Origin of the sequence: Antrihabitans spumae (genome assembly GCF_043944905.1) — a bacterium.
Lineage (GTDB): Bacteria > Actinomycetota > Actinomycetes > Mycobacteriales > Mycobacteriaceae > Antrihabitans > Antrihabitans spumae.
Genome location: NZ_JBIMSN010000106.1, coordinates 21,125 through 42,244, shown reverse-complemented (window position 1 = coordinate 42,244; position 21,120 = coordinate 21,125). Strand labels below are relative to the sequence as shown.

21 protein-coding genes are annotated in these 21,120 nt (G+C 64.0%); 12 read left to right on the top strand and 9 right to left on the bottom strand.

The window, feature by feature from the left end; translation table 11 throughout:
* Positions 1-37: 37 nt before the first annotated feature.
* Together radA and ACHIRB_RS22270 are read right to left on the bottom strand one after the other, a co-directional pair.
* Positions 38-1,423, bottom strand: coding sequence for a DNA repair protein RadA (gene radA, locus ACHIRB_RS22275; RefSeq protein WP_395123504.1), 1,386 nt, complete (start codon positions 1,421-1,423; stop codon positions 38-40).
* Positions 1,424-1,489: 66 nt separating this feature from the next.
* Positions 1,490-2,140, bottom strand: a complete 651-nt coding sequence (locus ACHIRB_RS22270; protein ID WP_199705021.1) for a copper chaperone PCu(A)C domain-containing protein — start codon at positions 2,138-2,140, stop codon at positions 1,490-1,492.
* A gap of 282 nt (positions 2,141-2,422) precedes the next feature.
* Here ACHIRB_RS22270 and carD point away from each other — a divergent pair, with 282 nt between their 5' ends.
* From carD to ACHIRB_RS22210, 12 genes are all read left to right on the top strand, one after another.
* The gene (gene carD, locus ACHIRB_RS22265; protein WP_007528440.1) at positions 2,423-2,911 is read left to right on the top strand and encodes an RNA polymerase-binding transcription factor CarD; all 489 of its coding nucleotides are present in this window, start codon (positions 2,423-2,425) and stop codon (positions 2,909-2,911) included.
* Positions 2,912-2,983: 72 nt separating this feature from the next.
* Positions 2,984-3,706 (top strand): 2-C-methyl-D-erythritol 4-phosphate cytidylyltransferase, encoded by a 723-nt coding sequence (gene ispD, locus ACHIRB_RS22260; protein ID WP_395123505.1) that lies wholly within the window; start codon positions 2,984-2,986, stop codon positions 3,704-3,706.
* Positions 3,703-4,179 (top strand): 2-C-methyl-D-erythritol 2,4-cyclodiphosphate synthase, encoded by a 477-nt coding sequence (gene ispF, locus ACHIRB_RS22255; protein ID WP_395123506.1) that lies wholly within the window; start codon positions 3,703-3,705, stop codon positions 4,177-4,179. Before ispD ends, ispF begins: the two co-directional genes overlap by 4 nt.
* Before the next feature lie 401 nt (positions 4,180-4,580).
* Entirely contained in the window at positions 4,581-4,733 is a 153-nt protein-coding gene (locus ACHIRB_RS22250; RefSeq protein ID WP_395115079.1) for a hypothetical protein, read from the top strand.
* A gap of 156 nt (positions 4,734-4,889) precedes the next feature.
* Positions 4,890-7,157: an ATP-binding protein gene (locus ACHIRB_RS22245; protein ID WP_395123507.1), complete on the top strand. Its 2,268-nt coding sequence runs from the start codon at positions 4,890-4,892 to the stop codon at positions 7,155-7,157.
* Positions 7,154-7,573 (top strand): roadblock/LC7 domain-containing protein, encoded by a 420-nt coding sequence (locus tag ACHIRB_RS22240; protein WP_199705034.1) that lies wholly within the window; start codon positions 7,154-7,156, stop codon positions 7,571-7,573. The genes ACHIRB_RS22245 and ACHIRB_RS22240 overlap by 4 nt, the downstream gene beginning before the upstream one ends.
* 2 nt (positions 7,574-7,575) lie before the next feature.
* Positions 7,576-7,965, top strand: a complete 390-nt coding sequence (locus ACHIRB_RS22235; RefSeq protein ID WP_395115263.1) for a DUF742 domain-containing protein — start codon at positions 7,576-7,578, stop codon at positions 7,963-7,965.
* On the top strand, positions 7,946-8,527 hold the full coding sequence (locus tag ACHIRB_RS22230) for a GTP-binding protein (protein WP_395123508.1): 582 nt from the start codon (positions 7,946-7,948) through the stop codon (positions 8,525-8,527). The genes ACHIRB_RS22235 and ACHIRB_RS22230 overlap by 20 nt, the downstream gene beginning before the upstream one ends.
* Positions 8,528-8,575: 48 nt before the next feature.
* The gene (locus ACHIRB_RS22225; RefSeq protein WP_395123509.1) at positions 8,576-9,493 is read left to right on the top strand and encodes an MHYT domain-containing protein; all 918 of its coding nucleotides are present in this window, start codon (positions 8,576-8,578) and stop codon (positions 9,491-9,493) included.
* A 62-nt stretch (positions 9,494-9,555) separates the two neighbouring features.
* Positions 9,556-10,947 carry a cysteine--tRNA ligase gene (gene cysS / locus ACHIRB_RS22220; RefSeq protein WP_395123510.1) on the top strand — a complete coding sequence of 464 codons (1,392 nt, stop codon included), beginning with the start codon at positions 9,556-9,558 and terminating at the stop codon, positions 10,945-10,947.
* A 31-nt stretch (positions 10,948-10,978) separates the two neighbouring features.
* On the top strand, positions 10,979-11,944 hold the full coding sequence (gene rlmB, locus ACHIRB_RS22215) for a 23S rRNA (guanosine(2251)-2'-O)-methyltransferase RlmB (RefSeq protein WP_199705044.1): 966 nt from the start codon (positions 10,979-10,981) through the stop codon (positions 11,942-11,944).
* Between the two features lie 43 nt (positions 11,945-11,987).
* On the top strand, positions 11,988-12,392 hold the full coding sequence (locus ACHIRB_RS22210) for a DUF4190 domain-containing protein (RefSeq protein WP_233529218.1): 405 nt from the start codon (positions 11,988-11,990) through the stop codon (positions 12,390-12,392).
* Between the two features lie 66 nt (positions 12,393-12,458).
* Here ACHIRB_RS22210 and ACHIRB_RS22205 read toward each other — a convergent pair whose 3' ends face one another.
* The 7 genes from ACHIRB_RS22205 to otsB all read right to left on the bottom strand — a co-directional run bounded on the left by ACHIRB_RS22205 (position 12,459) and on the right by otsB (position 21,101).
* Positions 12,459-13,628: an acyl-CoA dehydrogenase family protein gene (locus tag ACHIRB_RS22205; RefSeq protein ID WP_395115072.1), complete on the bottom strand. Its 1,170-nt coding sequence runs from the start codon at positions 13,626-13,628 to the stop codon at positions 12,459-12,461.
* An 83-nt stretch (positions 13,629-13,711) separates the two neighbouring features.
* A complete protein-coding gene (locus tag ACHIRB_RS22200) occupies positions 13,712-14,431 on the bottom strand; it encodes a hypothetical protein (RefSeq protein WP_395115071.1) in 720 nt (239 codons plus the stop codon).
* A gap of 90 nt (positions 14,432-14,521) precedes the next feature.
* Positions 14,522-15,373 (bottom strand): metal ABC transporter permease, encoded by an 852-nt coding sequence (locus ACHIRB_RS22195; protein ID WP_395123531.1) that lies wholly within the window; start codon positions 15,371-15,373, stop codon positions 14,522-14,524.
* Between the two features lie 29 nt (positions 15,374-15,402).
* Entirely contained in the window at positions 15,403-16,257 is an 855-nt protein-coding gene (locus ACHIRB_RS22190) for a metal ABC transporter ATP-binding protein (protein ID WP_307829682.1), read from the bottom strand.
* A gap of 47 nt (positions 16,258-16,304) precedes the next feature.
* Entirely contained in the window at positions 16,305-17,270 is a 966-nt protein-coding gene (locus ACHIRB_RS22185; protein ID WP_395123511.1) for a metal ABC transporter solute-binding protein, Zn/Mn family, read from the bottom strand.
* 160 nt (positions 17,271-17,430) lie between these two features.
* Entirely contained in the window at positions 17,431-18,162 is a 732-nt protein-coding gene (locus tag ACHIRB_RS22180; protein ID WP_395115068.1) for a DUF8020 domain-containing protein, read from the bottom strand.
* A 383-nt stretch (positions 18,163-18,545) separates the two neighbouring features.
* Complete coding sequence (gene otsB, locus ACHIRB_RS22175; protein WP_395123512.1) at positions 18,546-21,101, bottom strand: trehalose-phosphatase; 2,556 nt, start codon at positions 21,099-21,101, stop codon at positions 18,546-18,548.
* Positions 21,102-21,120 lie beyond the last annotated feature (19 nt).

The window sequence follows — 21,120 nt, the reverse complement described above, 5'->3', positions numbered from 1 at the left end:
GAATGTGGACGCATGCCGTTCCTCGGCTCTCGGCTACTCAATGGAAACCCGGTATGGCCTCGCGCAGCGCCTCGCCGAGATCGGCAACCGGAATTGCTTTGATACCCGCAGGAATCGGGCCGTGGTCGAGGGGTACCACCGCGCGGGTGAAGCCGAGTCGCTGAGCTTCGGCGAGGCGCCGGCCGATGTTCGAGACCCGGCGCACCTCGCCGGTCAGGCCCACTTCGCCGATCACGACCGTGCCTGCCTGCATCGCCGTTGTTTCGAGCGTCGACGCGAGAGCAACCGCGATGGCGAGATCGGCCGACGGCTCGGTTATCCGCATGCCCGCAACCGTGGAGACGTAGACCTCGTGCTTCGAGAAGTACTTTTTCACCCGGCTCTCCAAGACCGCAAGCATCATCGCAACCCGGTTGTAGTCGAGCCCACTGACCGCCCGCCTGGGTGTCGGCATCTGCGAAGGCGTTGTGAGAGCTTGTATTTCGCCGAGCATCGGGCGCTTGCCGTCCATCGTGACGGCGACCGCGGTACCGGGAACAGCGTTGGCGCGGTTGTGCAAAAACAGCCCGGAGGGGTCGCTGATTCCTTCGATGCCGTCCTCGTGGAGTTCGAAGCAACCGACCTCGTCGGAAGCCCCGAAGCGGTTCTTGATGCCGCGCAGCATCCGCAGCGTCGAGTGGCGGTCGCCTTCGAAATTCAGCACGACGTCGACCAGATGCTCCAGCGTGCGCGGACCAGCGACCGCGCCTTCCTTGGTGACGTGGCCGACCAGCAGCACGGCGATGCCGGAGGCTTTGGCAAGCGATGTCAACGCTGTCGTGACCGCGCGAACCTGGGTGACACCGCCGATCACTCCGTCGACATCGGTCGCGGACATGGTCTGCACAGAGTCGACGATCACGAGTGTGGGTCCGACCTGCTCGACATGGCCGAGGACGGTCACGAGGTCGGACTCCGATGCCAGATAGACCCGTTCGTGCACCGCGCCTGTGCGGTCGGCGCGCAGGCGCACCTGCCCAGCGGATTCCTCGCCGGTAACGTAGAGGGCGCGTTCGCCCGCGGCACGTCGAGCCCACTGGTGAACGACCTCGAGCAGCAACGTCGACTTGCCCACACCGGGTTCGCCGGCGAGTAGTACCACCGAACCAGGAACGATCCCGCCACCGAGAACCCGATCGAGCTCGCCGACCCCGGTCGGCAGCGCGATGTTCGTTGTGCCGTCGACCTGCGTTATCGGCGTTGCAGGGGTGGACGGCAGCATCGCTGCGCGTTGTGCGCCGATTCCGCGAGCTGTACCTACCGCGGCCAGTATCGGAACCTCGTCGACCGAACCCCAGGTACCGCAGTCAGGGCATTTGCCGACCCATTTTGCGACCGTGTGCTGACAGGACGAGCAGCGATAGCTCGATTTCGGTTTGGCCACGTTCGGGAGCCTAGGTCCGCCGTCCGACAATCGGACGGCGGCGTGCCGGGTGTGAGCCCAGGGGAACTAGTGGCCGCCCTCGGCCTCTTGCCCGCCTGCTGAACCGTGCTCTTCGGTAAGCCCCGACTTCTCGGTCTCGATCCGTTCGGCTGCGGCGGCATCGACAGGAACGTTGATCGTGATGTCGCCTGCTTCTGCGAAGGTGAACGTGACCGCGACGGTCAGCCCGGGGGAGACGCTGCGCTTCAGATCGTTGATCTCGACCACGAGCTTCGTCTTACGTACGGTCGCCTGCTCGGACGCTGTGGAGGGTGCCGTCGATTCCGACTCCGACTCCGATGCCAGAGCAGTCGGCGGCACGGCCTCGATTGCTGCCTGCGGGTCGAGCTCTGGCGTGGCCTCCGGCTTGATCGTGACCGACCCTGCGTCCGAGGTGATCTTCTCCAGCTTGTCGGCTTTGTCCTCGCTGGTGTTGACCACGAAGAACGCGAGGGCAGCCTTGCCGCCCTCGGCATTGGAGTAATCAGCGCTCGGATACAGCACGTGAAGGTTGCGCAGCGAGATCGGGCCCAGTTCTCCTGCGCTGCCGTTCACCGCTGCGACCTGCGTGGTCATCTGTGAGATCTGGCCCGAGCCGCAGCCGACGAGGGCGAGCGTCGTGCCCGCGGCGAGCGCAATGAGTGCGGCGACGCGACGTGTGGGCGCTACGGTCTTCACGGGGGTCCTCCATCGAGTTCTGACGTTGGGGGCGTGGGTACTCTCGCTCCAACCACGCAGCGTAGTAGTCCACTGCAGAGCCTAAGCCGCTGGGCCGGTTCCTTAACGGAGAACGCGACCATTTCTCTGTAGCCGGGAACCTGTTCCGGCACAGCACAATGCACGTATCGCCGCCTGTGTCAACCCCCACGATCAGGTCGCGATGCCCCTGACCTGCACCGTTGATCCCACCGCCCGATTGCGCCGTGTTAAACTGGCTACATCGAAAGGGGCACGGGACACATGATTTTCAAGGTCGGAGACACCGTCGTTTACCCCCATCACGGAGCGGCGTTGATCGAGGCAATCGAAACTCGCACCATCAAAGGTGAACAAAAGGAATATCTCGTTCTCAAAGTTGCACAGGGAGATCTCACCGTTCGCGTTCCTGCGGACAACGCAGAGTACGTCGGTGTTCGCGACGTAGTCGGCCAAGAAGGCCTCGACAAGGTCTTTCAGGTGCTCCGCGCACCGCACACCGAAGAGCCGACCAACTGGTCGCGTCGGTACAAGGCAAACCTCGAAAAGCTTGCTTCCGGCGACGTGAACAAGGTCGCCGAAGTTGTGCGCGACCTGTGGCGTCGTGAGCAGGACCGTGGTCTCTCTGCCGGAGAGAAGCGCATGCTCGCCAAGGCTCGTCAGATTCTGGTCGGCGAATTGGCTCTCGCCGAAGGCACGGACGACGCCAAGGCCGAGATCATTCTCGACGAGGTTCTTGCTGCAGCGTCCTGATTCGTTCAGGACAGTGATTTTCAGAGCAATGTCCGGTGAAGGAACATCGTTCCTGGACTTGGCGGTACGCCTGTGACCACAGCATCCGGCGGCCGCGTTGTCGCATTGGTACCCGCGGCCGGCCGGGGCGTTCGCCTCGGTGAACAAACGCCCAAGGCGTTTGTCACCCTCGCGGGCACGTCGATGATGCGGCTTTCCGTCGACGGTCTGCTCGCCTCCGGCGTTGTCGACCATGTCGTCGTCGTTGCACCCGCCGAATTGATCGGTGCGGCCGTTGGGCTGCTTCCAGCCGGTGTGCAGGTTGTCGAAGGTGGTGCCGAGCGTATCGATTCGGTGCGCGCCGGAATCGCCGCGGCTCCCGATGCCGACATCTACCTCGTGCACGATGCCGCACGGGCTTTGACACCGACCACCTTGATCGCGCGCGTCGTCGCGGAATTGCGTAGCGGTCGCAAGGCTGTGGTTCCCGCTTTGGAAGTCACCGACACCATCAAAACCGTCGACATTCTCGGTGGCGTGACGGGAACTCCGAAGCGCAGCGAGTTGCGCGCGATTCAAACACCGCAGGGGTTCGACGCCGCACTGCTGCGTCGCGCATACGAGGCGGCGTCGGCCGACGACCCAGCGACAGACGACGCGGGACTTGTCGAGCGGCTCGGCGAGCGCGTGCGGACGATCCCCGGCGACCCGCTCGCTTTCAAGATCACCACCCAACTCGACCTCACCTTGGCTCGGGCACTGACTGCAGCAACAACGAAACCAGCAACGAACACTGCCGACGAGGGGTTGGGATGAGAGTCGGAATCGGTACCGATGTGCATCCGATCGAACCTGGCAGGCCCTGTTGGATGGCCGGACTGCTGTTCGAGAACGCAGACGGTTGTTCCGGTCATTCCGACGGCGACGTCGCGGTCCACGCATTGTGCGACGCCTTGTTGTCGGCTGGTGGGTTGGGCGATCTGGGAGCGGTTTTCGGTACCGGTCGGCCGGAGTGGGCCGGCGTGAGTGGCGCTGCGATGTTGACCGAGGTCCGCAGGTTGCTTGCCGAGCAAGGCTTCATTGTCGGAAACGCCGCGGTTCAGGTGATCGGGAACAATCCCAAGATCGGCCCACGGCGAGCCGAGGCGCAGGACGCACTGTCCGCCCTGCTCGGTGCTCCTGTTTCGGTTTCGGCCACTACCACGGACGGCCTTGGTTTGACAGGCCGCGGCGAGGGCATAGCCGCTGTGGCGACGGCATTGATAACGGTGGCATCGCCGGTCGCGTGATCGCGGGAAGACACCTCTGAACAGGCATGTTCGCGGGTTGGACGCGACCCGTTCGGCCTGATTCAGCAACTCGCTAGTTATCGATACGTGATCAAGTCGCAGCACATCTGCGGCTGCGTCGTTACGTAATAGATGCGAAGTTGTGACCCGTGGTCTATGCTCCCTTTCACCGGTGTGTCGCACGTCTCACCCTCGAATCCGGGGCGTGCGACAGACCGGCAGCTATTCGCCGCGAACGTCCTTCAACTGCTCTGCAGGCCAGAAGCACAGAAGACCTGCTATCGAACGGGTGGTAACTCATGGTTGTCGATGAACCAGACGCCGTCACCAACGACGAACCTCGAACTGTGCCGGCCTGGTCGGTAGCGGCGTGGCCGCTGCGGTAGAAGGTTGCCGCGATCTTGATTCTGCCTGTTGTGCTGGCTATGACGCTCGGCGCACTTCGAGTCCAATCGGAACTACGTGACGCCTCGCGGCTGAGTATCGCTGCGGACGACTCCGACATCGTTCTCCCGCGGTCGAATTCATCGGTCGCACAAACGATCTCGCCGTAGCGGCCGCAACGCGCACCGACGTAGCATCGGCGACCGCTCGTTTCGACGAGATCGCAACACGATTCGGCGAATTGATCAGGTCCGGCGAATTCGAAACCAGCGTCGCTGCCCGACTTCGCAACGGCGACAACAACTGCCGACTCCCTGCGCAAGCTGGTGGCAACAGGGGCAGCGCCGGTTTCGCAGTTGGCTCAACTCTCCGACGACGTCACTGCGAGCACGTCGGCGGCACTCACGTCCACAATGCGATCGATCGACGACGACGGCGTCCGGACCTTCGCCGACAGCTTGGCAGTCGCACTTTCGGCACAACGGTCGCTGACCACGCAGGAGGTGCTGGTCGAGTCCACCGACTTCGGTGACGACGTCGCGGTCCGCGTCCAGGTCGCTGCCGCTGCGGGAACCGAGACGGCTGCCCTCGACGAATTGGCACGACTCGGATCGACATCGGTCGACGTCAGTGCATTGCTGTCCGCCGTGCAGAACCGCAGAGATGCCTACAGCAGGCCCGGTGCGGCCGCAGTCGAAGCCAGCCAGTTCACGACGTCTGCCGAGTCGAGCGCCGAACAGTACGGCCAGCTCACCGGCGCACTCGGCACGGAACTGAGCCAGACCGTCCAGGCACGCGCCAACGACCTTCGCTCGGCGGCGTTGCGCGATGCGGCAATCGTGCTCGGCGCAGTCCTCGTCGCGCTTGCTCTTGCGCTCGCCGTCGGGCGGTCGCTGATCCGGTCGATCAGTACGTTGCGCCACGGGGCACTGCAGGTTGCCCGGCTCCGACTGCCCGAAGAGATCGAACGCCTCGGAACGAGTGGCGGTGTTCCGGTCATCACGGCGGTTCCGGTGCACACCAAGGAAGAGATCGGGCAACTCGCGAGGGCTGTCGACGATATTCACTACCAGGCACTCCGCCTGGCGAGTGAGCGCGGCCAGCATCTGCAGATCGGCGACATGTTCGAAACGCTGTCCCGGCGCAGCCGTTCACTCGTCGAGGAGCAACTCTCGCTCATCGAGACGCTGGAACGCGACGAACAGGATCCCCAGCGGTTGGAGCATCTGTTCCGCCTCGATCACCTCACGACCCGCATGCGACGTAACGGCGACAACCTTCTCGTCCTCGCTGACACGACCGAACGCAGTGGTCGGTTGGATCCGGTTCCGGTCGGCGATGTGCTGCGTGCCGCGATGTCGGAGGTCGAGGAGTATCGCCGCGTCGAGATCGGTCCGGGCACGGACGCCGCATTGACGGGTTCGGCCGCCGCGGATATCAGCCATCTTCTTGCCGAACTCATCGACAACGCATTGCGCTTCTCGCCACCCGACACGAACGTCGCGTTGACGGTGTCACGCGCTGTCGACGGCGGCATCCTCGTAGAGGTCGTCGACGGCGGGCTCGGGATGCCGGAGGCCGACCTGCGCGCTGCAAACGACAGGCTGTCGATGGGTGGCGAGGTCACGCCCGAAACTGCAAGGCGCATGGGACTTTTCGTTGTCGGTCGACTCGCTCGACGCCACGATGCGACGGTGCGGATCCGAAGCACGTCTGGCCAGCACGGGCAGTCGGGTATCACGGTCAGCGTGCATCTTCCCGGCGCTCTCATCGCAGCGCCACGTGCTGTCGACCGCACCAATGGCCAGAACGCAGGCGCACCGGTCCGCAGCAGTGCCATCGAGTCAGCCGACTTCTTCGGTGCTCGACGCGTCGCCGACAACACCGAAAGCAGACCCGACGATGCGGTGTTCGCAGGCAGGGTGTCGACGCCTGTCGAACCTGCATCGGATCCGACGTATTCGCCAGGTCTGCCGCGACGTTCACCGGGTGCGAGTGGTGTCAGCGCGGAATCGATGCTCAGGCCGATCGGGGTGACGCCGACCCCGGCACCGGCGACGACATCGGACACCGGCCGTCCCATTCAGTCGGAGACCTACGACTTTTTCAGCCCGAGGCCGACCATCGACAGTTCCGACGACCAGCCGGCAGGCGATCCAGTCTGGCCGACGGTCGAGTTTCCGGTGCCCGATCCTGCCCCACCAGCCGTGCCTGCGGACGCCGAGCCGCAGGCCGCGGCCGACGCCCCGCCGATCTTCCAGCGCCTCACCTCGGAGTGGCTGTTGGAGACGACGCCAGGTGACTCGGGCGAGCGCAACTGGTCGACGCCTGCCGATACCGGCTGGTCGGCCGCGCAACACGCCACCGAAAGTAGGATCGATCGCTACACCGATTCCGGGCTTCCGTTGCGCGAGCGCGGCGCTCGCCTCGTTCCAGGTCACGCGCGCTGGAATGCGAGTACCGGGGGCGGAACGATCCGCAACGTGCGTGATCCAGCAGAGGTTCGTGCACTACTCGACGAGCAGTTCGCAGGTGTCCGACAGGGACGGACCCGCACCGAAGAAGGCCGACACAGCCGCGAAGGAGACCGTTGACTACCGGAACCAGGCCTACGACCGACCGCACGCTCGACTGGTTGGTTTCGAACTTCGTACGCGAGGTACCCGGCGTTTCGCACGCCGTTCTGGTATCCGCCGACGGACTGCTGATGGCAGCGAGCGCTCAGTTGCCGGTCGACCGCGCCGAGCAGCTTGCTGCGGTGACATCTGGGTTGGCGAGTCTGTCGCACGGCGCAGCCAACCTGTTCGACGGTGGCACAGTTCTGCAATCGGTCGTCGAGATGCAGAACGGCTACCTGCTGCTGATGAGCGTCGGGGACGGTTCGATACTTGCCACCCTCGCCTCGACCGCGGCCAAGATCGGCCAGGTCGGCTACGAGATGGCAGTACTTGTCGACCGCGTCGGCAAGACGGTGCAGGCGTCTGCTCGTTCGCATCAGGGCGCTCGATGACGATGACCGTCAGTTCGTCGGCGGGCAGTGGTGGACCTGGTGGATCTGGCGGACCGAACCTCGCGAGGCCGTACACGTTGACAGGCGGCCGGACGAGGTCGTCGATCGACCTGCCGCTCGAAGCAGCTCTGGAGACGACCGCCGAAGCCTCGTCCCACCAGTGGGCGCCAGGCGACCTGCGCGCCGACATCGTCGAACTGTGCAAACGCAGTCCGTCGGTTGCCGAGGTCTCGGCTCTGCTCTCGATTCCGATCGGAGTCGCCCGAGTACTGCTCGGCGATTTGGTGATGTCGTCACATCTTCGAGTCCACGCCACACTCACCGAGCGTTCGACCGTCTCCGAACGCCGCATCCTGATCGAAAGGACCCTCGGTGGCCTTCTCGCACTCTGAAACTCGTGGGGTCTCGTCGACCAAGATCGTCGTCGCTGGAGGTTTCGGCGTCGGCAAGACGACCTTCGTCGGTGCGGTGTCGGAGATCGTCCCACTTCGGACCGAAGCGTTGGTGACCACCGCATCGGCAGGAATCGACAACGTCGACTCGACCCCGTCGAAGGCAACGACGACGGTTGCCATGGACTTCGGCCGCATCACGATCGCAGACGATCTGGTGCTGTACCTGTTCGGCACACCGGGCCAGCGGCGCTTCTGGTTCATGTGGGACGACCTGGTACGTGGCGCGATCGGGGCTGTCGTTCTCGTCGACACTCGCCGCCTGGACGACAGCTTCGCCGCGGTCGACTTCTTCGAGGCGCGCCAACTGCCGTTTTTGGTGGCAGTCAACGAGTTCGACGACTCGCCGCGGTATCCGGCAGAGGATCTGCGCGGTGCGCTTGCCGTCGGGCCGCACGTTCCGATCATCAGCATCGATGCGCGCAAACGCGAGTCGGCCAAGCGAGCCCTTGTCGCTGTCACCGAATACTCGCTCGATCGTCTTTCGACGATGGCGTTGTGAACTACCCGTTTCTGTAAGGCCGATCGACATCACCTGTAAGGACAAGCGATGACAACGCTAGAGATTCTCGCCGAATCCCACACGCACAGCGTCTCCGATCACGTGCACCACTTCGAGATGGGCAGTTGGCTCCTGATCCTGGCCTACATCGTTTCGGTGGCGGGGTCGGTCGTCGGGCTGGCCTGCACGCGGCGATCGGCGGACGCCGAGGTGCAGCGTGATCGGCTGCGCTGGCTGGCAATGGCGGCGGTCGCCATCGGTGGAGTTGCGATCTGGCTGATGCATTTCATCGCGATGCTCGGGTTCGCGGTACCCGGCAGTGTCATTCGCTACAACCTCGGCTGGACGTTCGCGTCGGCCGTGCTGTCGATCGGTGCGACGTTCCTAGGCCTGGTTGTCGTCGTGCGCACGGTCAACGTGCCGCGGTTGCTCGTCGGTGGCGTGATCATGGGACTTGCGGTCAACCTCATGCACTACACCGGGATGTGGGCGCTGCAGCTGCAGGGCGAGATCAGCTACAACAAGGTTTATGTGGGGCTGTCGATCGCCATCGCTGTCGTCGCTGCGACCGTCGCGCTGTGGTTCACCCTGGTGCTCGAATCGCTGTGGCTCCGCTTCGTTGCAGGTCTTGTGATGGGTGTCGCCGTTGTCGGCATGCACTTCACCGGTATGGCTGCCGTCAGCGTCGAGGTCGACCAGTCCGCCCCGATTCCTGGCGGGCTCGAGGTGTTCACGTTCCTCTTCCCGGTCTTCGTAGTCGGCCTGCTTGCCTTGGCCGTTCCGATCACCGCTGTGCTGATGGCACCCGATCGAGGTGCGATCGATCTGGAAGCCGAAGCCGATCGGCTGGTTGTCGAGTTGGCGAACGCGCGGCGCGGCGAAGCCGGCGCGATCGGTTCGGGTATAGGTGCGAGTCCGCAGAACGGATCCGCACGGACGGCACCATCCGCGAGGACGAGCGTCTGATCTGCGCGACCACATCGCCCATCGGTCTGTCGGACCGAAAGGGCCAGGTAGAATCGCTCGTCGTGACCCTGCGCCTGTTCGACACCGAGACGCGGACCTTGCGGGAATTCGTTCCCCGGGTCCCCGGCCACGCGTCGATATACCTGTGTGGAGCAACCGTTCAGGGCGAACCACATATCGGCCACGTACGTAGCGGCGTCGCATTCGACGTTCTGCGGCGCTGGCTGACAGCTCATGACATCGACGTCGCTTTCATCCGCAACGTCACCGACATCGACGACAAGATCCTCAACAAGGCTGCCGCCGCGGGCAGGCCATGGTGGGAATGGGCGACCACGTTCGAGCGGGCTTTCGACGACGCGTACTGCCGTCTCGGTGTGCTGCCGCCGTCCATCGAACCTCGTGCGACCGGGCATGTTCCGCAGATGATCGAGATGATGCAGCGACTGATCGACAACGGTCACGCTTATGCGTCGGAAGGCAACGTCTATTTCGACGTGCGCAGCTACCCCGACTACGGTCGCCTGTCCGGTCACAAGCTCGACGACGTGCACCAGGGCGAGAGCGCGGGCGAAGGCAAACGCGACGCTCGCGATTTCACGCTGTGGAAGACGGCTAAGCCCGGCGAGCCGTCATGGGCGACGCCGTGGGGACGAGGCCGTCCCGGTTGGCATCTCGAATGCTCGGCGATGGCCGAGTTCTATCTCGGCCCCGAGTTCGATATCCATTGCGGTGGTTTGGATCTGGTGTTCCCGCACCACGAAAACGAGATCGCGCAGGCGAAGTGCGCAGGCGACGCCTTCGCCCGGTACTGGCTGCACAACGGCTGGGTCACCATGGGTGGGGAGAAGATGTCGAAGTCTCTCGGCAACGTGCTCTCGGTTCCGAATGTGCTCGAAAACGTTCGGCCACAAGAACTTCGGTACTACCTCGGCAGCGCCCACTATCGCTCGATGCTGGAGTACTCCGACAATGCGCTGCAGGTTGCTGCGAAGTCGTATCAAGGTGTCGAAGCCTTCGTCTTGAAGGTGCGTGATCGGGCGGGGGACCTGCCCGTCGGTAAGTGGACCGACGCCTTCGCCGCGGCCCTCGACGACGACCTAGGTGTGCCGAAAGCGCTTGCGGAGATTCATGGTTCGGTATCGGACGGCAACAAGGCGCTCGATGCGGGCGACCTCGCGGCCGCCGTCGACATTGCCGGCCAGGTGCGGGCGATGCTGCAGATTCTCGGTATCGACCCGCTGGACCCGCACTGGGCGGATGGCTCGGACAACAGCGCTGCAACGGCTGCGCTGGACGTGCTTGTGAAAGCAGAGTTGGACCGCCGCCAGCAGGCGCGGGCTGACAAGAATTGGGCGGTTGCGGACGAGGTCCGCGACCGTTTGACCGAAGCGGGAGTCGAAGTTACCGACACCCCGAACGGGCCTGAGTGGTCTCTGAAGTCCGGACACTAGGGCACTCGATGCGAGAAGGAAATTTGAACTGATGGCCGGAAACTCGAGCAGGCGCGGCGCAATCCGCAAGACCGGCACCAAAAAAGGTCAGGTTGTCGGGTCCGGCGGCCAGCGGCGGCGTGGTCTGGAGGCTCGTGGTGCAACACCGCCCGCAGTCGAACGCACGAAGCATCCCGCGTCGAAGCGTGCGCGAGCGGCAGCCAAGGCGGCGCCGACACGTGGGGGAGCTCGCACCGCGGGACGTAAGGCAGAGGACGGTCCGGAGACCGTGCTCGGTCGCAACCCCGTTGTCGAATGCTTGCGAGCCGGAGTGCCCGCGACGGCGCTGTGGGTCGCGACCGGAACCGAGAGTGACGACCGCCTGAAAGAAGCCGTGCAGCGCGCTGCCGACGCAGGCATCTCCATCCTCGAGGTGCCGCGGACCGACCTGGATCGCTTGAGCGCCAACGGTTTGCATCAGGGGATTGCCCTTCAGGTCCCGCCGTACCGCTACGCCCATCCCGACGATTTGCTGTCCTCGGCCAGATCGGCTGCGGAGCCGGCTCTGCTCGTCGCGCTGGACAACATCACCGATCCACGAAACCTCGGCGCCGTCGTTCGGTCCGTCGCCGCGTTCGGTGGCCACGGTGTGCTGATTCCGCAACGCCGAAGTGCGAGTGTCACTGCGGTGGCCTGGCGGACGAGTGCGGGTGCAGCAGCGCGCCTTCCTGTCGCACGGGCGACGAACTTGACTCGGACACTGAAGGATTGGCAGAACAAGGGCGTCACGATCGTCGGCCTAGATGCCGGTGGCGACACCACACTCGACGAGTTCGACGGTTCGGGTCCGGTGTGCATCGTCGTCGGTTCCGAGGGTAAGGGGCTCTCTCGCCTCGTCCGTGAGACCTGCGACGCCGTGCTCAGCATTCCGATGGCCGGTGACGTCGAATCGCTCAATGCCTCGGTCGCGGCGGGTGTCGTACTTGCCGATCTGGCCAGGCAACGACGAACTCGTTGAGCTACGGATTGCGATTACGGCTCCGATTCTGGACTATTTACCCATGAGCTACCCATCGGGCGACCCGAACAAGCCGTACGACCCCAATTTTCCTTCGGGCGCTGAGCCGTATCCGAGCCAGCCGTACGGTGACCAGTCCTACGGCGCGCCCGGCTACCAGGCGCAGCCGTACGGTCAGGGATACGGCATCCCGCAGGATCATCCGCAGTCGACGGTCATCCTGATCCTGGGGATTCTCGGCATCGTCCTGTGTGCGATCTGTGCGCCGTTCGCCTGGATCATGGGCAAGAAGGCGCTCAAGGAGATCGACGCCTCCGGTGGTGCAATCGGTGGCCGCGGCCAGGTGATGGCGGGCTACATCATGGGCATCATCGGCACGGCACTCATCGCGATCGGTCTTTTGGTCGCGATCGGCATCATCCTGCTCGCAGTTCTTTCCTCGACCTAGGCCTTCGGCTCGTGAGTCTTTTCGGAGGGTGGGCCCTCCGAAAAGACTCACGAGCGGCGTGGCCGCCTAACGCAGGATTTGACGGCCGATCGCATATTTGTGCACTTCGGTCGGTCCGTCGTAGAGGCGGAACGCACGCATGTCACGGAAGATCATTTCGACGACCGTCTCGTCGCTGATACCGATGCCGCCGAGGACCTGAACGCACCGATCTGCGACTTTGAACAGTTCTTCGGAAACGTAGGCCTTCGCGATCGAACTTTCGTGGCGCCCTTTCGCGCCGCTGTCCATCAGCCAGCAGGCATGCCAGATCGTCAGACGGCATTGGTGCAGCGCAATCTCGTTGTCCGCCAACATGAACGACACGCCCTGATGCTCTCCGATCGGCTTGCCGAACGCCGTTCGGGTCTTCGCGTGGGCGATGGCAATGCTTTGGGCGCGCTCGGCAGCGCCGAGCCAACGCATGCAATGGGTCAAACGTGCAGGCGCCAGACGCAATTGGGCGTATCTGAAGGCCTGCCCTGATTCGCCGAGCAGCGCATTTCTCGGCAGGGTCAGATCGCGGAACTCGACGACCGCATGGCCTTCGACGTAGTTGCGGTCCATCGTGTTCATGATGCGCTCGATGACGATGCCCTGCTGGTCCCCATCGGTGAGGAACAACGTCGGCCCGCTCGGCAGGTGCGGGTTGTCCTCCAGGTTGGCCATGATGATCCAGGTCTTCGCCCCGCGCGCGCCCGTGATGAGCCATTTACGACCGTTGACGACGAAGTTCTCGCCGTCGAACGTCGCCGAGGTCTGCAGCTGGCCTGGGTCGGAGCCGGCGCCGCCGGGTTCGGTCATCGCGAAAGCGGAACGTTGGTGGCCTGCGATCATCGGTGCCAGAAAAGTTGCGGCCTGTTCGGGTGTGGTGATCTTGCCGAGCAGGAACATGTTGCCCTCGTCGGGGGCGGCGCAGTTCATCGCGATCGGCCCGAGAGTCGACCAGCCCGCCGCCTCGTAAAGAACCGCCTGCTCGACGTGTGATAATCCCCAGCCGCCGTCGGCTTCAGCTGCCTGGATGGTGAGAAGGCCTGCGCTGCGGGCAAGTTCGACCAGTTCGTTGCGCAATTCGTCGGTCGGTCCGTGCTGGGTGAGGCGGGGATCGCGTTCGTAGGGAACGATCTGCTCCTGGACGAATCGACGGATCCGGTCGCGCCTGGCGGCGAGGTCGTCGGAAATTGTGAAGTCGATCATCGGTGTGCGCCTCTCGTCAGCTCCGTTGCCGCGATAAGTTAACCATGATTCGCACGCTGAGACGGATTCGAGGCGGGTCGAAGCTAAGGCTTGGGCGTACCGGTGGCGAACGCGTCGGCAATGTCGGCGGTCTGTTCGTCGCCTGGTCTGTACGTGCTAGCGGCGACGACGAAGTCCGGCCCGACGGAGGCCGACGCCACCATCGGCGAACCCATGTCGGACCAGCCCCATTTGCTACCCGTGACGGCGGGAAGTGTCGAGGTTCCCCAGTCCTGGACGGTGCCGTCGTTGGCGACGCGGTCCGCCGTTGCCATCCAGGAGAATATGGGCGAACCGCGATCGTACCTGAGTTTGGCCCGCAGGAAGTTGGCGACATCGTTCGTACTTGTGAACGAGGTACCCCACTGCGGCCCGGCCGTGGTGTCGGTGAGTCGGAACTCGGCCGCGGTCGCGTCGATGGCGGTGGGATATTTGCTCTCGAGCTGCGACGCCGAGAAGTCGTCGGAGTAGCGGATCATTTGTTCGACCAGATCGAGATCAGTGGCCGACCGATCACCATGGCGTAGTGCGTAGTCGGCGATGTACAGCTTGACCATCGACAATGCCGGTCGGGGTTCGCTCGCGTTGGGAGTCCGAGTGACCGAACCGGTCCGCAGATCGATGATCGTGATGGCGGTTCGCTCCGGTACCCGGGTCAGGTTGTCCGCCGTCGCGGGTGTAGCCGAGGCGGACGCAGGAAATGCCACGGCAAGCGACGCACCCAGTACCAGCGCTGCCGCGCGGAGGGTTGTTCTCGTCTTCATCGCTCGTACCTCTCGTGACCCCATTCGATCATGACCGAAATACCCGAATCGCGCAGCGCGAAACCGTGGAGATCGCTCTGAGCAGCGAGTTCAGGCGGGGATGGGGAGTTTGCGGCCCGCGTTGCGGTCGCGACGAGAACCGATGATGCGGCACACGACGTAGATGAGAAACGAGATCGTGGTGACGAATGTCGATACCGGGACCCCGGGTGCCAGCGAAAGGAGGATGCCGCCAACAGCTGCTGTCAGCGCGAACGCGCACGAAAGGTAGGTCGCACGCAAAGGGTTGGCGGTGATTCGCGCGGCAGCGGCCGCCGGGGTGATGAGCAACGACAGGACCAGTAGGGCGCCGACGATCTGCACGCCGAGGGCGGCGGTGATACCGACCAGCACCGCGAACACGATCGACAGCGCGCGGACCGGCACGCCACGGGCGAGCGCCACCTCGGGGTCGGTACTGGCAAACAGCAGCGGTCGGTAGACGACGGCGAGCACACCGAGAACGAGGACAGCGCAGATGAGCATCAGGGTGAGGCCGGTGTTACCGACTCCGACGATCTGGCCGACCAGCAGGGAGAAGCTTGTTCCTGTCCTGCCCGGGTAGAGCCACATCAACAGCACCGACAGCCCGAGGCCGAACGACATGATGACGCCGATGACCGAATCACGTTCGCGTGCTTTGGTTCCGAGGATTCCGAACAATATCGCCGCAATGACCGATCCTGCGATTGCGCCGAGTCCGACGCTGACGCCGGCGAGCAATGCGGCCGCCGCGCCGGTCAGCGAGAGTTCGCTGGTGCCGTGTACAGCGAACGACATCTGCCTGCTGATGATGAGCGGCCCGATCATGCCCGCTAGCAGGCCGAGGATGAAGGCAGCGAGCAGAGCCTGTTGGACGAAGTCGTACGACAGGAGATTTGCGGTGATCGAAAAGTCGAACATTTTCGAAAACACTTCGGCCAGTTTGTCGTTCACGAGTGGTCCTCGTCGACGTGGTGTTTGCCTGCGGACCCGAGGGCGTCGAGCGCGTCACCGGTTCCAACGACGACGAGCCGACCGCGAACCTTCAGCACGTCGACGTCGGTGTTGTACAACTCCGACAGCACAGCAGAGGTCATCACTTCGTCCGGTGGTCCGATTCGGAACTGGCCGTCGACGAGGTAGAGCACCCGATCGACAAGCGGCAGAATGGGATTGATCTCGTGTGTCACGAAAAGTACTGCGGTGCGGTGAATTCGGCGGCGACGATCGATCAGTTCGGACACCAGGCGCTGGTTGGCGAGGTCGAGGCTGAGCAATGGCTCGTCACACAACAGCACCTTCGGATCGCCGACCAGTGCCTGGGCGACGCGGAGGCGTTGCTGTTCGCCACCGGAAAGGGTTCCGAGCGGTGCGTAGGCGAAGGCCTGTGCACCGACCTCGGCAATCGCTTGCTCGACGATGCGTCGACGCTCACGGCGGCGCCGCAGTCCGGTACCCCAGCGATGACCGTCGACACCGAGACCGACCAGGTCGACACCGCGCAGTGGCAGGCCCTCGTCGATCGACTTCTGCTGTGGGATGTAGCCGACCGCCGAATTTCCGGTCCGGGCAGGCACGCCCGCGACGTCTGCCGTCCCCGCAGACAAAGCCAACTGGCCGAGCAGAACTTTCAACAGTGACGTCTTGCCTGACCCGTTCGGTCCGAGCACCGCAACGAATTCGCCTGCTTGGACCGCAAGATCCAGTTGGTCCCACAGCGTGCGTTCACCGAACGCCAACCGTGCACCCGCGAGAGCTATCGCGGGTGCACGGTTGGCGGTGAGCGCTGAATCGGGCTGTGACACAGGCTGGTCGGCTTCGTGGTCGGCCGCGACGGCGCTTGCGGCAAGGGTCAATTGAGCGCCTCGGCGAGTGCTTCGGCGTTGCGGGTCTGCCATTGAATGTAGTCGAGCCCATCGGGCAGAGTCTCGGTGACCTCGACGATCCGGATGCCCGCGCTCTCGGCATTGGCCCGCATATCCTGGGTCACTTTGTCTTCGGTCTGAATGTTGTAGACCAGCGCATCGACCTTCTTGCCGACGAGCAGGTCCCGTGTCGCCGCTACTGCACTCGGCGAGGGGTCGGAACCTTCTTCGATCGCGCTCTCGAACTCTTCGGGGGTCAGGTCTTCGACGCCGGCTGCTTCGAGCAGGTAGTGCGCTATCGGCTCGGTCTGTGCGACAGGCGCTTTCGGGTGATCGACGGCGATCTTGGCGGTGATATCCGAGATCGCGTGCAGCTTGGTGTCGAACGCATCGACGCGATCCGTGTAGTTCTTCGCGTTGTCCGGGTCGAGTTTGCTCAGTTCGTCGGCGATCTTGTGAGCGACGGCGTCGACGGTCGGAATGTCGTACCAGACGTGCTCGTTGACGGCGCCGTGGTCGTGGCCCTCGTGGTCGTCTCCTGCGCCAGCGTGGTTGTGTGCGTCGCCTTCGCTGTCGGAATGACCGGCACCGAGCAGTTCGTAGGCGTCGACGACCGGCTTGTCCTTCGCCGATCCGAGAATCTTTTCGATGAACTCGTCGTAGCCGCCGCCGTTGAATACGACGAGGTCGGCATCGGTGACCGCTGCGGCGTCACTCGGGCTCGACTCGTAGGAGTGGGGATCGGCGCTCGGATCCTGGATCACCGAGGTCACGTTCGCGTCGTCGCCTGCGACGGCCGCGGCGACGCTGCCCCACACGTTCGTCGAAGCAACGATCGTCGGCTTGCCGTTGCCGGTCGCGTCGTCGGAACTGCAGGCACTGAGGGTCGCCGCCGAGGCGATGGCGAAGCCGACCGCTGCGATGGCAGTCCTGGATGCGCGGGATCGAGACACGGGTCGCTCCTGAATTCGAACGTTAATGGAAATCGTTACCGTTACAGATTAGCTGTCGATTTCCCCTATTGCGTAACCCGCATATGACCCAGCGACAGGTCGTGACACGAAACGGCCCGACTCGGAAACCGAGTCGGGCCGCGTCGGGCGTGTGGGGAACTTACTTCTTGGGCTCCGCCGGCGGAGTGAACGGTGCGTTGATCGTGGAGAAGTACTGAATCGCTGCTGCGATGGCGACCGGTGCTCCGACGAAGATCGCTCCGCCGAGGGCGCCGACGGGTGCCAGCACGAGTGCGCCTGCGACGCAGCCGGCGAGCGGACCGAACACAGCGGTCAGCACAGCGGTCGGAGCGGCAACCGCTCCGCCGACGATGCAGCCCGCGGCTCCACCGATCACAGCACCCGAGATCGCGCCGATGCCGGTGCCGAGAGTGATCGTCTGCGTGAGGCGGGTCCAAGCGGCAACCTCACGCTCGTACGGCGTCTTCCACGGTGCCTGATTTTCGAACGGCAGCGCGACGGGCTTGTAGTAGGCGCGGGCCGGGTCGGTCGACGGTGTCAGCGTTGCTGTGTTGCCATCGATGGACGCATCGATCGGGAAGGCGATGTCGTCGATGCTGTATTCGAGCGGAACGCCTGCAAGTGTCTGGCCGGAATTCGACCGGATCTCGAAGTTGCCGTTCGCGACGATCAGCTTGCCTGCGTTGTCGATCGTGATGACGGCCGAGGCGCCGTTCTGATACGCCGTGTAGTTGACGCTGGGTGCGATATCGATGCTGAGAGGGGCCTCTTGTCCAGGCGCTGGCGCCGGTGCTGCGTACGCGGTGCCTGCGGAGATGCCTGTCGCAGCGGTCAAGAGCACCGCCGCGGCGGCAAGCTTGCGGATGTTCATTCTCGGTCCTTCTATGTGTTCACGGTCTGTCTCGTCCGGTTGGTCCGAGCTGAAAAGCATTGCCTTGGAATATGTTTGACTGAGGCGGCAATGCCATCTCCGTTCGGAGCGAAACCGTATGTCACCTGAGAAGGACCTGAGAACAGTTAAAATCAGCGGTGAATCGAACGTGTCGCTACCGCAAACGGGCAGTAACGATCACATAAACACGGCTGATCAGCGCGTTTGCGAACGATCCGCCGCCGCGGCGAGATGCACTGCTGTGGCGCAGCTCTCACCGGGAATGTCGCGACGTCGCCAACGGATTGCCGACCTCACACGCCTGATCAGGCATGCGAAGTCGGCAACCGGTGAGCGACCTGGTCGATCGGGTGGGCCGAAACTCAGTTCGCGGAAAGCAATTGAGCACAGCGGAGCAGGCCGAGGTGGCTGTAGGCCTGCGGATGGTTGCCGAGCGAGCGTTCGGCGACGGGGTCGTATTCCTCGCTGAGCAGTCCGGTCGGTCCCGCAACGCTGACGAGCTGCGCGAACAACGCCTCGGCGTCCGAGCGCTTGCCGGTGAGGAGATAGGCCTCGACGAGCCAGGCTGCGCAGAGGTGGAAACCGCCCTCGCCGCCGGGTAGACCGTCGTCGTGGTGGTAACGGTAAACCGTTGACCCGCTGCGCAATTCGGCTTCGGTCGCGACTACGGTCGCTGCGAAACGCGGATCGGCAGGATCGATGAGCCCGCTGAGGCCGATGCGCAGCGTTGCAGCGTCGAGGTCGGTGCCGTCGTAGGCGGCGGTGAACGACTGGACCTCGTCGTTCCACCCCTTCTTCAGTACCTCGTCGGAAATCGTCTGTCGCAAATCGGCCCAGGCGGGATCGATGGAACGGCCGAACTGCTCGGACAGCGTCACCGCTCGGTCGACCGTGACCCACCCCATCACCTTCGAGTACACGTGATGGCGTGGATTGCCGCGGATCTCCCAGATGCCGTGGTCCGGTTCCTGCCAACGGCGCTGCACCGCAGAAACCATGGCGCACACCAGTTCCCAGTCCACATCGGGGAGCGCCTCGTCGGGATCGGTGATGCCCTTGGCTACCCGGGCATGGGCGAGCGTCGAAATCAGGTCGACGATCGGCCCGAACACGTCGAGTTGGACCTGCATGTTCGCGGCGTTGCCGACGCGGACCGGTCGCGACCCCGCGTAACCGGGAAGGTTGTCGATCACGGCTTCGGGCGGTAGGCCGGTGCCGTAGATCGTGTACAGCGGGTGCAAACGCTCTGGGCCAGGCAGCTTTTCGAGAACATCGTGCACCCAGGCGAGGTACTCCTCGGCCTCTTGCAACGAACCGACCGACACGAGCGCCGACGCTGTGAGGGCCGCATCCCGCAGCCAGCAGTAGCGGTAATCCCAGTTGCGGACGCCGCCGATGTCCTCGGGCAGCGAGGTTGTCGCTGCGGCGAGGATCGACCCTGAAGGTGCGTGCACCAGTCCACGAAGGGTCAACGCGGAGCGACGCATGAGGTCCGGCTTCAGCGGTGGCAGAATCAGCTGATCTGCCCACGTGCTCCAGTAGGACTCCGCAAGCGCGCGCCGTTCCGACTCTTCGAGAGTGGACGGCGCCAGATCCCAAGTACCACAGCGTAGTTCGAGGGTGATCGGGCCTTCGGAAGGATCGACGACCGCGAACGCGCTCTGGTTGACGCCGTCGGTCGTGATGTCCCAATGCACACCGGGGGACCGCAGCACCAACGGATCGTTGGGCCCCAAGATCCTGAGTCCGAACGTTTCTCGCTCGATCTGGATCGCTACCTGACCGAACTCGGGACGGGGGGCAAAGCTGACAACCGCTTTGGCGTCGCCGGTGATGACCCTGGTGAGGTCGGTGCGCTCGAGGCCGACGTCATGAGGAAGGTAGTCGGTGACCTGCAAACTCGACCACCGCGTTTCGACGGTCATCGTGCGATCGACATAGCGCTGCGACAGCGGAAGCGCGGCGCGTTGTGGGCCGACCGAAAAATGGCCGGCATCCGGACCGCCGAGCAGATGGGCGAAAACCGCGCCCGAATCAGGTTCGGGATGACACATCCAGGTGATCGTGCCGTCCGGAGTGACAAGCGCGACCGACCGTGGGCTTGCCAGCAGCGTCAACCGTTCGATCTGTGGTGCGCTCGCGCCCGACAACCATCTGCGGCGCTCGTCGAGTAGGAATGCCAATGCCGTCGACACGTCTTCGGTGCTGTCGACTCGGTACTGGGCGAGGCTTTCGCCGTCGCCGATCTTGATGCCGATGTCCGGGCCGTGCAACCGTGCGAAGGCCTTCTCGTCGGTGACGTCGTCGCCGAAGAATACTGCTGCGGAGGCAGATTCCTGATGGCGCAGGATGTCGAGTGCCTCGCCCTTGTCGGTGACGATAACGGCGAGTTCGATCACCGCCTTGCCTTCGGTGACCTGCACGCCGACCCAGTTGGCAGCGCCCTGGCGCACCTTCTTGAGGGCCTGGCGGGCGATGCCGGGTTCTGCGTTGCGGACGTGCAGCGCGACACTCGCTGGTTTGTGTTCCACGGTCACGCCTGCGTTCGCGGCGGCGACCTGCTCCAGCTCGACGACCAACTCGTCGAGCAGTTGCTTCGCGTCGTTGTCGATCGCGTGGACGAAGCCGACGTCGAACTCGGACCCGTGGCTACCGACGAGCTGCACCTCGACAGGCAATCGGGACAGCGCCGCAAGGTCGCGTAGTGCGCGACCGGAGATGACAGCCGCCGTCGTGCCCGAAAGCCCTGCGAGCGCACGGAGAGCGCGCACGGATTCGGGATGCGGAAACGCCTTGGTCGGATCCGAGACGATCGGCGCGATCGTGCCGTCGTAGTCGGAGGTGACGAGCAATCGCGGGGTGCGGGCAATAGTTGCCAATGCACGCCGCAGCTCGAGGGGTAGATCCAAAGCACTCACGCTGCAAACCTATGCGATC

Excerpts from the sequence above, each read along its gene's own strand:
- ACHIRB_RS22195 (WP_395123531.1), bottom strand. The coding sequence starts at position 15,373 with ATGTTCGACTTTTCGATCACCGCAAATCTCCTGTCGTACGACTTCGTC.
- ispF (WP_395123506.1), top strand. The coding sequence starts at position 3,703 with ATGAGAGTCGGAATCGGTACCGATGTGCATCCGATCGAACCTGGCAGG.
- ACHIRB_RS22200 (WP_395115071.1), bottom strand. The coding sequence starts at position 14,431 with ATGAAGACGAGAACAACCCTCCGCGCGGCAGCGCTGGTACTGGGTGCG.
- ACHIRB_RS22210 (WP_233529218.1), top strand. The coding sequence starts at position 11,988 with ATGAGCTACCCATCGGGCGACCCGAACAAGCCGTACGACCCCAATTTT.
- ACHIRB_RS22180 (WP_395115068.1), bottom strand. The coding sequence starts at position 18,162 with ATGAACATCCGCAAGCTTGCCGCCGCGGCGGTGCTCTTGACCGCTGCG.
- rlmB (WP_199705044.1), top strand. The coding sequence starts at position 10,979 with ATGGCCGGAAACTCGAGCAGGCGCGGCGCAATCCGCAAGACCGGCACC.
- ACHIRB_RS22225 (WP_395123509.1), top strand. The coding sequence starts at position 8,576 with ATGACAACGCTAGAGATTCTCGCCGAATCCCACACGCACAGCGTCTCC.
- ACHIRB_RS22205 (WP_395115072.1), bottom strand. The coding sequence starts at position 13,628 with ATGATCGACTTCACAATTTCCGACGACCTCGCCGCCAGGCGCGACCGG.
- ACHIRB_RS22235 (WP_395115263.1), top strand. The coding sequence starts at position 7,576 with ATGACCGTCAGTTCGTCGGCGGGCAGTGGTGGACCTGGTGGATCTGGC.
- carD (WP_007528440.1), top strand. The coding sequence starts at position 2,423 with ATGATTTTCAAGGTCGGAGACACCGTCGTTTACCCCCATCACGGAGCG.